This window comes from Arthrobacter zhaoguopingii, assembly GCF_009828595.1.
GTDB lineage: Bacteria > Actinomycetota > Actinomycetes > Actinomycetales > Micrococcaceae > Arthrobacter_D > Arthrobacter_D zhaoguopingii.
Map to the genome: position 1 here is coordinate 312,600 of NZ_WPNY01000001.1, position 14,744 is coordinate 327,343.

The following is a 14,744-nucleotide window of genomic DNA, read 5'->3' on the forward strand; positions in this document are numbered from 1 at the left end:
TCGGACGGCGGCGTTCCAACGGTATGGCCTTCCGCCGCGGCCGGAACACGACGGTTGAGACGAGAAACAAGGCCACCGTACACATCACCATGGCGGTCACCGCTAGAGCGGGAGACCCCCATACCGCACTTCCCACGATCATCTCCGTCCCGGACGATGCTCGGGCACCGCAAAGACGGCCGGGGAAACACCGATCCCCAGCTCGGAGAACCGGTCGAGGAAACGTGGACGGATTCCGGTGGCTATCGGGCGGCCCAGGAAACGGCCCTGCTGGTCCATGCCCGCGGCATAGTCGAAGAGGAACGCATCCTGCAGCGTGACGATCTCTCCTTCCATGCCCTGCACCTCGGTGACGTGGGTGACCCGCCTGCTGCCGTCCCGCATACGGGTGAGCTGGATGATCAGATCGACGGCCGAGGAGATCTGTTCGCGGATAGCTCGCAGGGGAAGATCCATTCCTGCCATGAGGACGAGGGTTTCCAGGCGGGCGATGGCGTCGCGCGGTGAGTTTGCGTGCACCGTCGACAACGACCCGTCGTGCCCGGTGTTCATCGCCTGCAGCATGTCGAGGGACTCACCGCCACGTACCTCGCCCACAATAATGCGGTCGGGGCGCATACGAAGTGAGTTCCGAAGCAGCTCCCGAATCCCGATAGCACCTTTGCCTTCAATATTGGCTGGGCGGCTTTCAAGCCTCACGACATGTTGCTGTTGGAGCTGGAGCTCCACCGCATCTTCGATGGTGATGATCCGGTCGCCTTCGGGGATGAAGGATGAGACGACATTCAGCATGGTCGTCTTTCCGGTGCCGGTACCCCCGGACACGATGATGTTCAGCTTTGCCTTGACACAGGCATCGAGCAGTTCAGCCATCTCGGGAGTGAGGGATCCCCACTCGATGAGGTTCTGCACGGTGAGCGGCACCTTGCTGAACTTTCTGATGGTCAGCGAAGAACCGTTGACTGCCAGGGGCGGGATGATGGCGTTCACGCGGGAACCGTCTTCAAGGCGCGCGTCAACGAGGGGCGATGATTCATCGATGCGGCGGCCAACGCGGGAGACGATCTGCTCAATGACCTTCCGCAGGTGATCGTCCGAGTTGAACCGTGCTTCAGTCAGTGCGAGGTGCCCCTGGCGCTCCACGTAGATCTGGTCGAATCGATTGACCATAATCTCGGTGATCGAGGGGTCCTCCAGCATGCGCTGCAGTGGCCCGTACCCCATCACTTCGTCAGCGATCTCCCGGATCAGCCGGCGCCGTTCCTCGGGCGACAGGGGCACCTGTTCTTCATCGATGACGGACGACAACTCGTCCCGGGCGCTGGCCCTCAGATCCTCCTCCGAGATTGAGGAATCGCTGAATCGGGTGCCCATCCGGTCGAAAAGGGCTTTGGCCGCCCTCTGCTTCAATCCAGCGAGCGCGTCCACCGGGGTATCGGTCCGGTCTGCCGCCAGGGTGGACAGAACGGACGGAGCGCTGGACGGCCGGACGAGGGGCTGGGGATCAACCGGGACATCGGCGGGGGAGGGGTCGGTATCGGCGGGTTCGGAAGTGACGCCTCCCGCAGCGTCATCCCGGCGGATGTTTGACATTCTTTCCGAAAGCTTCACGACACGACCTCCCGTCGATGCATTTTGATTTTCCGGGGCGGAACCCAGCTCGGATCAAAGCGGTCCACCAGTTTTTGCAAACCGCCCGTTGCCGCGTCCTTGGTCTTCGCCTGGAGTACCGGAACGCCACAGTTGGTCGAAAACGGAAGAGTGCGGGACCGCGGGATGACGACGTCAATTGGGGCATTGATGGTGGACTCGACGTCCTGCACCGAAAGCCCGCTTTTCCGATCGGCAAAGTTGAGAACGATGTGGCGTCCCTGCGGCATCAGCTGCAGTGCTTTCAGGGCAGTGAACGACTTGTTCAAGCCGCGGACGCTCGGCACATCCATGCCGCAAATCCACACGCCGTCCGTTGCCTGCTCCAGCGCGGCGAGGCAATGCTCGCCCAGTCCGGGGGCGGTGTCGACCACGACGTACTTAAATTCACTCGCCAGTTGATCAAGGAGGCGGGTGACATGGTCTGCGGTGATGTAGTCGGACTCGGCCGGCGTCTTGGGGGCGCACAGCGTGTAGATGCCCGCTGGATGCGGCGTGAGGAAGGCCTTGAGCACCATTGAGTCCTGGGCGGCGGCGCCGCGGACGGCTTCGCTGATTGTATGCTCGGGTTCGAGCAGCAGTCCTGACGCGACATCCCCAAACTGGAGGTCTAAGTCGACGAGGACAACACCCATCGGCGCTACCTTGCCCAGCCCTATTGCCAGGTTCGTCGCGACTGTCGTCTTGCCGACGCCGCCTTTGGGAGACATCACAGCAATGACGCGTCCCCGGTCGTGTTCCAGTTCGGGACCGGGCGCGAGATTGCGTCGGCGGCTGGCCGATGACAGGCAGGCCCGTTCGAGCAGCAGCCGCAGGTCGTTGACGTTGACATCCGGACTGACGACATCGCGGATGCCGGAGTGCATGGCCCGGAGGAGGAGGTCGGGGTTCGACTCGGTCACCAGCAGCAGGCTGATCTCCGGGTGCTGAAGATCGAAGACGGTTGCAAGCTTGAGCGCGTCCTCAATATTCACCCCGGGACCGAGGATGAGCACCTCGGCAGGAGCACCCGTCAAACCCTGCAGCAGTTCATCGGGCCCATTGACGAGAACTTCCGGCGGAAGTGCCTGAAGGTCACCGTGCAGGGCGCCGGCGATGGCCTGGCGTACGCGGCCCTCGAAATCGCGGACACCTGTGATTGCGACGAAACGGGTCATTCCCAGATCTTTCCCAGGTTGGTGATGGGCGGGGTTTTGTTCTCGGAAAGTTCGGACTCCTTGGACAGCCAAAGGCTTCCGTACTCGGCTGCAAAGATGAGTTTCGCAGCATCAGCATCGGTGCGCGCCACCGTGATGAACGCAGAGCCGCCGGGGAGTGCGACGTTTTCATCACCCGCCGAGCTCTCTGTATTTGGGGCCGCCTGTTGCACGGCGGTGATTAACACGTCGTGGAACAGCACCTTGGTTGTCTGCCCCCAGCCTTTGACTTCCGGCGGAACGGGAGCATCCGCCGGGACACTGCCAGTTTCGAACGATGCGTACACTCCGACCTTGTCACCGGCCTGAATGCGGGCACCGACGATGCGTTCGGGTGCGAGCAGGAGGGTTATCTCCTCGAGTCCATCGGGGACCGGAACCGTCCCGGGCGAGAACTGCTCGGGGTTTACAAGCTTTGTGGAAAGCACCTGCTCACCCGGTTCGAGATCGGCTGCGGTGACCTTCCCAGTCTGGCTTGTGAGGTCCGCGACGGCCGTCTCGGGAACCGCCGCCTTTGCAAGCGCCTTCCGCTGGACGCTGGCGCCGATCTCCTCGGCAGGCGTCCCGGCGGGGATGCGTTCGACCACCACGAGGACGTTGACCGGCTCGAGCTTTGCCTGGGCGCGGGCTTCGGCACCCTGGACGTAGAGAAAAAGCAGCGCTGTGCCGATAACCCCCAGCAGTAAGGCTGCAATCCCCCCAAGAAGGCGTGTCTTCAATTTGATGCTCCTTGATAGCTGCTGAGCGTTAGACCCATTTTGGACGACAGTAAATGGTTACAGTGCGCTCATCGTGTCAGACTCACCACTGAAGCCCCATAGTTAGGCAATCCGGGGGCCACTGGCATCTCGTCCAAAGCGACAAAGCGGGTGAAACGGCCGGCTATCGCACGGCAATCTCCGGTACATCCAGCCGGTGCTGGGCTGCTCACCATGCCCGGCCCGCCGCCTGAGAGTTTGTATGCGGTGATTTCGAAGGCCGCGAAGCCGATGACTCGATATACCGTATTGGATCCGTTCGCGGTCGCTTGATCAAACAGTGGGATGAGGACCGGTTCGTTCAAAAGAGTTGCGAGCATGCCGTTGCACTCGGCATCGGTCGGATAAACATTTCCTGGTCGCCCATCAACCGTGGCACTGGTGCTGATCTCCGCCGAGCATCCGACGCCGGTCGTGTCAAGCCATCCAAATCCTCCAGGTAGGTACCCGTTTTCAGGGGGACAGCCGGGAAAAACCGGGGGACTTGTGTCGTAGCGCAGAAGTACCGGAGCGGAACTGGGATTGCCGGTGAAGGAGCCAGTTGCATTGAGTTCGGCGCGCTGGCTGGAAGAAAGAAACTGCATGAAGATGCACTTGCTGACAGTCCAGGGGAAGGCGGAGCCGCCCGAGGGTGGCCCCCAGGAGGCCTCGGCGGACGCGCCAATATCCGAGGTCTCGATGCCGAAGATCCGTGCGAAATTGAGCGAGAGGCTGTCTGCCCCTGTTGCTGCGTCGCGCGCATTGGTTTCAACGCGCACAGTCCCGGGTACCGAAAGGTCAATTGAAGCAACGCCGCTTGAGTCGTCGTTGGCGTTTCCGTCGGCCATGTCCTCGCCCGTCGGGGTAACGGCCGCGATCGTGCAGAGATCTCCGCGCGCACAGTCACCCGCGATGGCAAGGGCCGCGGCGTCGGCGCCGTTCTGAAGTTGCGCCTTCTCGGCGTACATTGCCCCCACGTCCACGACCAGAGCAGTAAAGCCCAACAGGGCCACCATCAGGACCGCCACGATGACTGTGGACGCACCCTGTTGGCTGTTGTCTCCTGTTAATCGCTTGAGCAGTGTTATCAACCGCCGCATCGCATTTGTCCAATCCCCTCGAGGTCCAGCGGGAACAGTGCCGGCAAATCCAGAAATTGCGCTTCGAGCAGACCGGTCATCGAGTTCAGGGTCACAGTGGTCCTAATCGTGACGGTTTCATCGGGGTCGGAGCAGTCGCCCGTAGGCACAACGGCCACAGTCAGATCTTCGAGACTGGGCGAGGCTTCAAGCGTGGTGTTGGTCAGATCCAGGGTGGGCTGCCCCAGATGGATTGCGGCGTGCCGTGCCCCTTCGCGGGCCGCATGGGTGAGTGCGATCTGCACGTTATAAGCGCGACCGAACTCCACCATGCCGATCAGGATGATGAGAAGAAGCGGCAGCAGCATGGCCGTCTCCACGGCAACGGCGCCGCGTTCCCTGCACAATCTCTTCACGACCGTTCCCCGTTCCGGAAGGAGTGGCACTGGATAGAAAGGCGCCCCTGGTGCGGCGAGGCCGTCACCAGGGGCGCAACTCGAAATTAGGGGCCTGCCGGCACGTCGTCCAGTTCGTCGCTGACGTCCGTGAACATCTGAGCGATTTCGGGGCCGAGAATGATGACCGCGGCCAGGACGAGGACGGCGATGAAGGCGACCATGATGCCGTACTCCACCATGGTGGCGCCCTTTTCCTCGCGGATGAGGCGGGCCTTGGCGGTGTGAAGGACGGTTGAGACCGTTGCGTAAAGTGCGAGCATGACTAACTCCTTGGGATTTTCAGGACGAACCGTGGACGGATTGCCCGTGGCTGCGGCTGGCCCAGCGCCAGCTCTGATCACAAGCTAGCAACCGAATGCGCCCTTATAGTGGGATCTGTGCCGATCCTGTGGGAACCCTGATACTCCTGTGAATGTCCTGCGGGTTTCCTGCGGGAAGGGTGCGCCAGCAGTGCGCCAAAGGTGCGGTTGGGTCCGAAGTGGGGGCTCCGGACGGGCCGGCCAAGTGCTTTTGACCTGAGGCCCTGCCCCGCGCTAACCTTGGTAGTCGTTGTGCGTATCCCAACTCGATACGTCTGCGCCTTCGGAGCGGCTCAGTTGCAGAGCCACCTGGCCCGGAGGAGCAGCCGAGGTTTCCGGGATAACTGGTTGTATTTCAGCCCTCACCTGAAGTTCCGGTAACGCATGAATAAGCTGAGCCTGCGTCTACGGAAAAATCCGTGGTGTGGGCGACACCGAATAAGAAACGAAGGCCATAACCGTGCGCACGTACACCCCGAAGCCAGGCGACATCACCCGCCAGTGGCACGTCATTGACGCAACCGACGTTGTCCTAGGCCGTCTTGCCAGCCAGACCGCCATCCTGCTGCGCGGAAAGCACAAGCCGACCTTTGCACCCCATATGGATATGGGCGATTTCGTCATCATCATCAACGCCGACAAGGTTGCCCTCACCGGCGCCAAGCTCGAGCAGAAGCGCGCCTACCGCCACTCGGGTTTCCCGGGCGGCCTGAAGTCCACCAACTACGCCGAACTCCTGGAGAAGAACCCGGAGCGCGCGGTGGAGAAGGCCATTAAGGGCATGCTCCCCAAGAACTCGCTGGCTGCCCAGCAGATCGGCAAGCTCAAGGTCTACCGCGGCGCCGAGCACCCCCACGGTGCCCAGCAGCCTAAGACTTACGAAATCACCCAGGTCGCCCAGTAGTCCTGGCCACCACACACTAAGAAATTAATTCAAGGAGAACCGTGGCTCAGAACCCTGAAGAGCTGAATGATTCAACTGAGGAGCTTACGAGCTACACCTCAGAGTCCACCGAGGCCAGCGAAACCGCGACGAAAGAGCGCCCCGCGCTCACCGTCGGCGGCGGCGCTGTTGGACGACGCAAGGAAGCAGTCGCCCGCGTGCGCCTCGTCCCCGGCACCGGCAAGTGGATCGTCAACGGGCGCGAGCTCGCCGATTACTTCCCGAACAAGCTGCACCAGCAGGAAGTCAACGACCCGTTCAAGCTCCTCGAGCTGGACGGCGCCTACGACGTCATCGCCCGCATCCACGGCGGTGGCCCCTCCGGCCAGGCCGGCGCACTGCGCCTCGGCGTCGCCCGCACCCTGAACGAGATCGACCGGGAGAACAACCGCCCGGCTCTGAAGAAGGCCGGCTTCCTGACCCGCGACGCCCGCGTGATCGAGCGCAAGAAGGCCGGTCTCAAGAAGGCCCGCAAGGCCCCGCAGTACTCGAAGCGCTAGTCTTACCGCTTCGTTCCAAGCATCACCAGCGCCCGTCCGGCCTGCCGGGCGGGCGCTGCGCTTTAACCCCAGCGTGGGCAAGCCTGCGGGCCGCTGCCACCGTTTCTCACCTAGGATGTACAGCGATGAGCACATTATTTGGTACCGACGGCGTCCGTGGACTGGCCAACGGCCTGATCACGGCGGAACTCTCCCTGCAGCTTGCCCAGGCGGCTGCCGTGGTGCTCGGCCACAACGCGGTCGAAGGCGGGCGCAGGCCCACGGCGGTCATCGCCAGGGACCCCCGCATCAGCGGGGATTTCATCGCCGCGGCCATTGAGGCCGGGCTCGCCAGCTCCGGTATCGACGTCTACGACGCCGGGGTGCTCCCGACGCCTGCCGCGGCCTTCCTCGTGGCCGACCTCGACGCCGACTTCGGCGTCATGATCTCCGCCTCGCACAACCCCGCGCCGGACAACGGCATCAAATTCCTTGCCCGCGGCGGACAGAAGCTCGACGACGCCCTCGAGGACGCCATCGAAGCGGAGCTGGCCAAGCCCCAGCCGCGGCCCGTAGGCGCCGACGTCGGGCGGATCCGGCGCTTCGCCGACGCCGAGGACCGCTACATCGTGCACCTGCTCCAGACCCTCCCGCACCGGCTCGAGGGGCTCAAGGTGGTCCTCGACTGCGCCCACGGCGCAGCCAGCGGCTGCTCCCCGGAGGTCTTCTCCAACGCCGGCGCCGAAATCATCGTCATCGGAGCCGACCCGGACGGCAACAACATCAACGACGGCTACGGCTCCACCCACATGGAACGCCTCCAGGCCGCCGTGCTCGAGCACGGCGCGGACCTTGGCATCGCCCACGACGGCGACGCCGACCGCTGCCTCGCGGTGGACCACGAAGGCACGGTGGTGGACGGCGACCAGATCATGGCCGTGATGGCGATCGCCATGAACGAGGCCGGCCGGCTGACCGACAATACCCTCGTGGCCACCGTGATGAGCAACCTCGGACTCAAGCTGGCCCTGCGCGACGCCGGCATTACCATCCGCGAGACCGGGGTGGGGGACCGGTACGTCCTCGAAGAGATGCGCGACGGCGGTTACAGCCTCGGCGGCGAGCAGTCGGGCCACGTCATCTTCGCCGAGTACGCCACCACGGGCGACGGCGTCCTGACCGGGCTTCAGCTCGCCGCACAGGTCGCCGCCACCGGGCGGAGCCTGAAAGACCTCGCCGGGGTGATGAACAAGCTTCCGCAGGTGCTGACCAACGTCAAGGGCGTCGACCGGGCCGCAGTGAAAACTGACGCCGGCGTGCAGCAGGCTGTGCGCGAGGCCCAGGAGGTGCTCGGCGAGACCGGCCGGGTGCTGCTGCGCCCCTCGGGCACCGAACCCGTGGTGCGGGTGATGGTCGAAGCCGCCGACATGGACACCGCACAGCGCATTGCGGGGGAGCTGGCCGAGACGGTCCGCACCCGGCTCGCCCTGCAGCCGGCCCCGGCGGTCTAGGAGCGGGCCGCGCGGCGGCGGCCTCCGTGATCCTGAAGCCGGGGCCTTCTGCATCGCCGCAATTCCTCGATTAGTCAGAGGTGCAGGGCGGAGTATCACGCGCCGTTCAGTTCACTTTCTGTTTGCCTCTCGCGCGCGACGCGGCGCCAACCCCTCCGGCTGTGAGAACGAGCCCGGTGGCCATGACCCAGGTGATTGCCCAACCCCAGGACTGGTACGTGACCTTCCTGCCGTTCACCGTTGACTGCCAGGTGCACTCGATCCCCATGGGCCAGATGGTCCATTCACCGCGGACGACGGAGCCTTCGTTGAACTCCGACGACGGGAGATCAAGCCCCGCGGTGCCCGGGCCGTGGGACTCGTGGCAGAGAAAGGACGCCGAGTCCGCCGGCTTGTGCACGTAGACCCCGAGCGAGAGGAGGCACAGCAGGCTGCCGCAGAGCAGTGCGACAACCGCAATGAACGTCCACGCTTCGGATCGGCGGGTCCCCGGCTCCGTTCTGATTCCCGCTTCGCTCTCTCCAGCCCCCATGGTCCCAAGGGTAGGGGACGCCGCGGACCGGTGGGGAAGAACCGGGGGCTAGTACCCCGGTGCGGGCGGAAGCCCGAAATGCTCCTCGAGGGTCGCGGTGCCCGCCGCCTTCATCGCCCCGGCGATCTCCGGTCCGACATAGCGGAAGTGCCAGGACTCGGCCGAGAACCCGGTAACCTCGTGGTGTCCCTGCGGGTAGCGCAAGATGAAGCCGTACCGGGCGGCGTGCTGTGCGGTCCACCGGGCGGCCTCGGTGTCCCGGAAACACAGCACCAGCGTGCAGGTGCCGTCGGCCTGGCCGATGTCGAAGGCCAGCCCGGTCTGATGCTCCGAATGGCCCGCGCGCGCCGACACCTCGTCCGCCTGCGCCTCATCGCCGTACTGGCCCACCCAGTGGTTGTAGGTCGCCGCCTGCTCCTCGAACGAGCGGTACCCGCTGACCAGCGTGAGCCCCACCCCGTCGGCCGCTGCGGCCGCGAACATCTTCTCCACCGCCGCCGCCGCGTCGGGGCGCAGGCGCACGCGCTCGGCGGCCACGGTGCGCTCGACCCGGGGCACCACAAGCTTCGGCGGGACGAAGTCCTGCGGCGACAGCGGGCGGCGCTTGTTCACCACGACGCCGGGGGAGGCCGGGTCGGAATGCGCCTTGTCGGGCATGGCTTTGTCCGACGCGGCATTGTCCGAACCGGCTTTGGCCGGTGCCGGCGCGGCGGCCTGCGTGCCCTCCTTCGCGGGGGCCGCGGCGGGGCTGCGCTGGGCGGGCGCGGGAAGTTCCGCCGTTGACGCCGGCGCCCCTGCTCCGGAGCCGTCGGGCCCTCCGCCACAGCCGGTGAGGAGGACGGCGAGGACGGCGGCGGCCACCGGACCGGCGCCGAGGCGCCGCTGACCGGGCGTCCTCACGTCTTCCGCAGCAGCATTCGCCGGATCGAGTGATCGGCTTCCTTGGTGAGCACGAGCTGCGCCCGGCCGCGGGTGGGCAGGACGTTCATGATCAGGTTCGGTTCGTTGATGCGCTTCCAGATGCCCCGGGCGGTGGTGGAGGCTTCTTCGTCCGTCAGGGCCGCGTAGCGGTGGAAATAGGACTGGGGGTCGGCGAACGCACCGCTGCGCAGCGACTGGAACCGCTGGATGTACCACTCCTCGATGTAGGAGGTCTTCGCATCGACATAGATGGAGAAGTCGAAGAAGTCGCTCACCGCCAGCCCGGTGCGCCCGTCCGCCCGCGGCCGCGCCGGGGCCAGGACGTTGAGCCCCTCCACGATCAGCACGTCGGGGCGGCGCACCACGATTTCCCGGCCCGGAACGATGTCATAGGAAAGGTGCGAGTACCAGGGGGCGCGGACCTCCTCGGCGCCGCTCTTGACCTCGCTGACGAAACGCAGCAGCCGGCGGCGGTCGTAGGACTCCGGGAAGCCCTTGCGCTGCATCAGGCCGCGCCGCTCGAGCTCGGCGTTGGGGTAGAGGAAGCCGTCGGTAGTGACCAACTCCACATTGGGGGTGTCGGGCCAGCGCCGCAGCAGCTCCTGCAGCACCCGGGCCGTGGTGGACTTGCCCACCGCCACCGAGCCGGCCACCCCGATCACGAAGGGGGTGCGGGTGGTCTTCTCCCCGAGGAAGGTGGTGGTTGCGGCATGCAGTTCCCCGGCGGCGGCCACATACAGGTTCAGCAGCCGTGACAAGGGAAGATACACCTCGCGGATCTCCTCGAGGCTGAGGACATCGCCCAGGCCGCGGAGCCGCTGGGCGTCTTCGACGGTGAGCGGTGACTGCATCTCCATTGAGAGGCGCGACCACATCGGCCGGTCGAGCTCGACGAACGGGGTGAAGGTTTCGGCGCCGTTCGCCTGCTGGGTGCCGGGGCTTCGTTCGCTCACCCTTAGGATTCTGCCCCGTGGCCCTTACATTAACAAACGCACCGTGCCGGTAGGCTTGGAGGCATGTGTGGAATCGTAGGTTATGTAGGCCGGGACCACGGCCAGGGAAATCAGGCACTGGACACCACGGTGCCTGCAGTCAATGGTGGGGCCGGCACTGACGGCCAGCACGGAGCGCTCGACGTCGTCATGGAAGGACTGCGCCGCCTCGAATACCGCGGCTATGACTCCGCCGGGGTGGCAGTGCTCACGCCGTCGGGCATCGAGTCCCGCAAGAAGGCCGGCAAGCTCACCAACCTCGTCGACGAACTCGCCGCCGCACCGCTGCCGCGCTCGCTGACGGGCATCGGCCACACCCGCTGGGCCACCCACGGCGGCCCCAACGACCAGAACGCCCACCCGCACCTCGCCGACAAGGGCCGGCTCGCCGTGATCCACAACGGCATCATCGAAAACTTCGCCGAGCTCAAGGCCGACCTGTCAGCCGCCGGCATCGAGTTCCTCTCCGACACCGACACCGAGGTGGCCGCCGGCCTGATCGGCTCCATCTACCGCGGGCTGGTGGACAGCGGCGCCTCCGGCGACCTGCTGACGCAGGCCATGCAGGAGGCCTGCCAGCGCCTTGAGGGCGCCTTCACCCTGCTCGCCATCCACGAGGACCAGCCCGGCGTCGTCGTCGCCGGCCGCCGGAACTCCCCGCTCGTCGTCGGACTCGGCGACGGCGAAAACTTCCTCGGCTCGGACGTCTCGGGCTTCATCGACTTCACCCGCCGCGCCGTCGAACTCGGCCAGGACCAGATCGTCACCATCACCCCCGACGAGGTCACCATCACCGACTTCTTCGGCGCACCCGCCGAAGGCCGGGAGTTCCACGTCAACTGGGACGCCGCCGCGGCCGAAAAGGGCGGCTACGACTCCTTCATGGAGAAGGAGATCAACGACCAGCCCGACGCCGTGGGCCAGACCCTGCTGGGCCGCTCCGACGCCGCCGGCAACCTGGTGCTCGACGAGCTGAGGATCAGCGAGTCCATCCTGCGCACCGTCGACAAGATCGTGGTCCTGGCGTGCGGCACCTCCGCCTACGCCGGCCAGGTGGCCAAGTACGCCATCGAACACTGGTGCCGGATCCCCACCGAGGTCGAGCTGTCCCACGAGTTCCGCTACCGCGACCCGATCGTCAACGAGAAGACCCTCGTCGTGGCCATCTCCCAGTCGGGCGAGACCATGGACACCCTGATGGCGGTGCGTTACGCCCGCGAGCAGGGCGCCAAGGTGGTGGCCATCTGCAACACCAACGGCTCGACCATCCCGCGCGAGTCCGACGCCGTGCTCTACACCCACGCCGGGCCCGAGATCGCCGTTGCCTCGACCAAGGCGTTCCTCGCGCAGATCACCGCCGCCTACCTGCTGGGCCTGTACCTGGCGCAGCTGCGCGGCAACAAGTTCCGCGACGAGATCGCCGAGGTGATGGAGGACCTCGCCGCGGTTCCGGCGAAGATCCAGGCCATCCTCGACGACGCCGACAAGATCAAGCAGCTCGGCCGGGACATGTCCGGGGCCAAGTCGGTGCTCTTCCTGGGCCGCCACGTCGGGTTCCCGGTCGCCATGGAAGGCGCCCTGAAGCTCAAGGAACTGGCCTACATCCACGCCGAAGGCTTCGCAGCCGGCGAGCTGAAGCACGGCCCGATCGCCCTGATCGAGGAGGGCCAGCCGGTCGTCGTCGTCATGCCCTCGTCCTCGGCGCCGAACTCGCTCCACGCCAAGGTGGTCTCCAACGTCCAGGAGATCCGCGCCCGCGGCGCCATCACCATCGTGATCGCCGAAGAGGGTGACACCTCGGTCGAGGCGTACTCCGAGCACGTGTTCTACGTGCCGGCCAGCCCCACCCTGCTGGCACCGCTGCTGACCACCGTCCCGCTGCAGATCTTCGCCCTGGCCCTGGCCTCGGCGAAGGGCTACGACGTCGACCAGCCGCGCAACCTCGCCAAGTCGGTCACCGTTGAGTAACACCCCGGGCAGGGCCCGGCCGTGATCGTCGGAATCGGGGTCGACGTCGTCGACGTCGACCGGTTCCGGCGTCAGGTCGAGCGCACCCCGGGGCTGATCGACCGGCTGTTCGTCCCTGCGGAGCGCGGGCTGCACATCCGTTCCTTGGCGGCGCGGTTCGCCGCCAAGGAGGCTGTGGCCAAAGCCCTCGGGGCGCCCGCCGGCATGAACTGGCAGGACTGCGAGGTGCGCGTCGACGAGGCCGGCGCGCCCTCGATCGTGCTCACGGGCACCGTGGACGAGGCCGCCCGGCGAAAGGGCATCGCCTCCTGGCACCTGTCGATGAGCCACGACGGGGGCCTCGCGAGCGCCATGGTCGTCGCCGAGGCGCCGGGGTAAATAGTAACCAGACTGACTAATTTGGTGCTGGCCGCTAAGCTCGTACATATGCTTCAAGCCTTCACCGCCGGCCAGGTCCGCGCAGCCGAGGAACCCCTCCTCGCTGCCGGGCAGGGCGCTGCGCTGATGCAGAAGGCCGCCCACGGGCTCTTCGCCGTGGCGGCCGGCATGCTCCAGAACTCCGGCGGCCTGTACGGGCGGACGGTCGTGGTGCTGGCCGGCGGCGGCAACAACGGCGGCGACGCCCTCTACGCCGCGGCGCGGCTGGCCCGGCGCGGCATGGGCGCCACCGCCGTCGCCGTCTCCGAACGGATCCACCCCGACGCCCTGGCCGCCTTCACCGCGGCCGGAGGCCGCCTCGAGCGGCTCACCGCCGACACCACGGACGCGCTGGCCGCACGGTGCGCCTCGGCGGACCTGATCCTCGACGGCATCCTCGGCACCGGCGCCAGCGGAGCCCTCCGCGGCCCGGTGGCGGACCTGATCGACGCCCTCAACGCCAAGGCCGGCCCGCGCGGTGACCGCGGGCCGCAGGTGCTGGCCTGTGACGGACCCAGCGGGGTCGACCTTGACTCCGGGCGGGTCGAGGGCCCGGTGCTGCGCGCCGACGCCACGGCGACCTTCGGCGCCGCCAAGGCCGGGCTGCTCACCGGAGCCGGAGCGCTCGCGGCCGGGGAACTCAACGTCATCGACATCGGCCTGGGACTGGCCAACGGCGCCGCGCCCGCACCGGCGGTCCGCCGCCTCGAACTCTCCGACGCCGCCGCGCTCTACCGCAGGCCCCGGACCACCGACCACAAATACACCCGCGGTGTGCTCGGCATCGCCGCCGGCTCCGAACAGTACCCGGGGGCCGCGGTCCTGGCCACCGGCGCCGCCCTGGCCACCGGTGTCGGCATGGTGCGCTACCTCGGCCCGCGCAGCGTCGGGGCCCTCATCAACAGCGTTCACCCCGAAGCGGTGTGCTCCACCGGTAGCGTTGCCGAAGCCCGGTCCCAGGCCTGGCTCGTGGGGCCCGGAGCGGTCGGGGACCCCGAGCAGGCCCGCCGCGCGCGGGACGCGATCACCAGCGGGCTCCCCGTCGTCGTCGACGCCGGAGCGCTCGCCGAGGTGCCCCGGACGGTGGGCCCCCAGGTGATCCTCACCCCGCATGCCGGCGAACTCGTCGCCTTTCTCGCCGGCCGCGGCCGCCCGGCCACCCGCGAAGCCATCGAGGCGTCGCCGGCCGAGTACGCGCTGGAGACGGCGCGCCTCACCGGGGCCACCGTGCTGCTCAAGGGCTACACGACGGTGACCGCAGCGCCGAGCGGGGAGATCTTCAGCCAGGCCGACGCCACGCCCTGGCTGGCCACCGCCGGGTCCGGGGACACCCTCGCGGGCATCCTCGGCGCCCTCGCCGCCGCAGCGGCCGAGGACGGCTCCGCCGCCGCCCGGGCCGGCGTGCCCGAGGGCGCGAAGTGGGCCGCCGTGGCCGCGGCCGCGGCGCTGATCCACGGCCGGGCCGGCCAGCGGGCGGCGCAGCGGGGCCCGGTGATCGTCTCGGAACTCCCGGGGGAGATCGGCGCCGTCGTCGCCGGCCTCCTGGCGGTACCGGATTGACC

At 66.8% G+C, this 14,744-nt stretch carries 15 protein-coding genes; 6 read left to right on the forward strand and 9 right to left on the reverse strand.

Annotated elements, in window-relative coordinates:
* Positions 1 to 138 precede the first annotated feature (138 nt).
* The 6 genes from GVV86_RS01575 to GVV86_RS01600 form a co-directional block, all read right to left on the reverse strand.
* Positions 139 to 1,593, reverse strand: coding sequence for a TadA family conjugal transfer-associated ATPase (locus tag GVV86_RS01575; protein WP_159800991.1), 1,455 nt, complete (start codon positions 1,591 to 1,593; stop codon positions 139 to 141).
* Positions 1,594 to 1,607: 14 nt separating this feature from the next.
* Positions 1,608 to 2,807: a CpaE/TadZ family protein gene (locus tag GVV86_RS01580; protein WP_159800993.1), complete on the reverse strand. Its 1,200-nt coding sequence runs from the start codon at positions 2,805 to 2,807 to the stop codon at positions 1,608 to 1,610.
* Positions 2,804 to 3,565 (reverse strand): Flp pilus assembly protein CpaB, encoded by a 762-nt coding sequence (gene cpaB, locus GVV86_RS01585; RefSeq protein WP_159800995.1) that lies wholly within the window; start codon positions 3,563 to 3,565, stop codon positions 2,804 to 2,806. Before cpaB ends, GVV86_RS01580 begins: the two co-directional genes overlap by 4 nt.
* Positions 3,566 to 3,633: 68 nt before the next feature.
* Positions 3,634 to 4,683, reverse strand: coding sequence for a pilus assembly protein TadG-related protein (locus GVV86_RS01590; RefSeq protein ID WP_159800997.1), 1,050 nt, complete (start codon positions 4,681 to 4,683; stop codon positions 3,634 to 3,636).
* Positions 4,671 to 5,108, reverse strand: a complete 438-nt coding sequence (locus GVV86_RS01595; RefSeq protein ID WP_343206276.1) for a TadE/TadG family type IV pilus assembly protein — start codon at positions 5,106 to 5,108, stop codon at positions 4,671 to 4,673. The genes GVV86_RS01590 and GVV86_RS01595 overlap by 13 nt, the downstream gene beginning before the upstream one ends.
* A gap of 56 nt (positions 5,109 to 5,164) precedes the next feature.
* On the reverse strand, positions 5,165 to 5,380 hold the full coding sequence (locus tag GVV86_RS01600) for a Flp family type IVb pilin (protein ID WP_159801001.1): 216 nt from the start codon (positions 5,378 to 5,380) through the stop codon (positions 5,165 to 5,167).
* Between the two features lie 499 nt (positions 5,381 to 5,879).
* Here GVV86_RS01600 and rplM point away from each other — a divergent pair, with 499 nt between their 5' ends.
* The 3 genes from rplM (at position 5,880) to glmM (ending at position 8,352) form a co-directional block, all read left to right on the forward strand.
* The gene (gene rplM, locus GVV86_RS01605) at positions 5,880 to 6,323 is read left to right on the forward strand and encodes a 50S ribosomal protein L13 (RefSeq protein WP_159617642.1); all 444 of its coding nucleotides are present in this window, start codon (positions 5,880 to 5,882) and stop codon (positions 6,321 to 6,323) included.
* A gap of 41 nt (positions 6,324 to 6,364) precedes the next feature.
* Positions 6,365 to 6,862, forward strand: coding sequence for a 30S ribosomal protein S9 (gene rpsI / locus GVV86_RS01610; RefSeq protein WP_159801003.1), 498 nt, complete (start codon positions 6,365 to 6,367; stop codon positions 6,860 to 6,862).
* A 125-nt stretch (positions 6,863 to 6,987) separates the two neighbouring features.
* Positions 6,988 to 8,352 carry a phosphoglucosamine mutase gene (glmM, locus tag GVV86_RS01615; protein ID WP_159801005.1) on the forward strand — a complete coding sequence of 455 codons (1,365 nt, stop codon included), beginning with the start codon at positions 6,988 to 6,990 and terminating at the stop codon, positions 8,350 to 8,352.
* Positions 8,353 to 8,458: 106 nt separating this feature from the next.
* On the opposite strand, the gene GVV86_RS01620 is transcribed toward glmM, so the two are convergent.
* From GVV86_RS01620 to coaA, 3 genes are read right to left on the reverse strand one after another with little or no spacing between them, the layout of a single operon-like run.
* Positions 8,459 to 8,884 carry a hypothetical protein gene (locus tag GVV86_RS01620; RefSeq protein WP_159801007.1) on the reverse strand — a complete coding sequence of 142 codons (426 nt, stop codon included), beginning with the start codon at positions 8,882 to 8,884 and terminating at the stop codon, positions 8,459 to 8,461.
* A gap of 48 nt (positions 8,885 to 8,932) precedes the next feature.
* Positions 8,933 to 9,784, reverse strand: a complete 852-nt coding sequence (locus GVV86_RS01625; RefSeq protein WP_159801009.1) for a M15 family metallopeptidase — start codon at positions 9,782 to 9,784, stop codon at positions 8,933 to 8,935.
* The gene (coaA, locus tag GVV86_RS01630) at positions 9,781 to 10,758 is read right to left on the reverse strand and encodes a type I pantothenate kinase (RefSeq protein ID WP_159617637.1); all 978 of its coding nucleotides are present in this window, start codon (positions 10,756 to 10,758) and stop codon (positions 9,781 to 9,783) included. Before coaA ends, GVV86_RS01625 begins: the two co-directional genes overlap by 4 nt.
* A gap of 63 nt (positions 10,759 to 10,821) precedes the next feature.
* On the opposite strand from coaA, the gene glmS reads away from it, so the two are divergent.
* From glmS to GVV86_RS01645, 3 genes are read left to right on the forward strand one after another with little or no spacing between them, the layout of a single operon-like run.
* Positions 10,822 to 12,765, forward strand: a complete 1,944-nt coding sequence (gene glmS, locus GVV86_RS01635) for a glutamine--fructose-6-phosphate transaminase (isomerizing) (RefSeq protein WP_159617636.1) — start codon at positions 10,822 to 10,824, stop codon at positions 12,763 to 12,765.
* 21 nt (positions 12,766 to 12,786) lie between these two features.
* Entirely contained in the window at positions 12,787 to 13,143 is a 357-nt protein-coding gene (locus GVV86_RS01640; RefSeq protein WP_159617635.1) for a holo-ACP synthase, read from the forward strand.
* A gap of 48 nt (positions 13,144 to 13,191) precedes the next feature.
* Positions 13,192 to 14,742: an NAD(P)H-hydrate epimerase gene (locus tag GVV86_RS01645; RefSeq protein ID WP_159617634.1), complete on the forward strand. Its 1,551-nt coding sequence runs from the start codon at positions 13,192 to 13,194 to the stop codon at positions 14,740 to 14,742.
* Positions 14,743 to 14,744 lie beyond the last annotated feature (2 nt).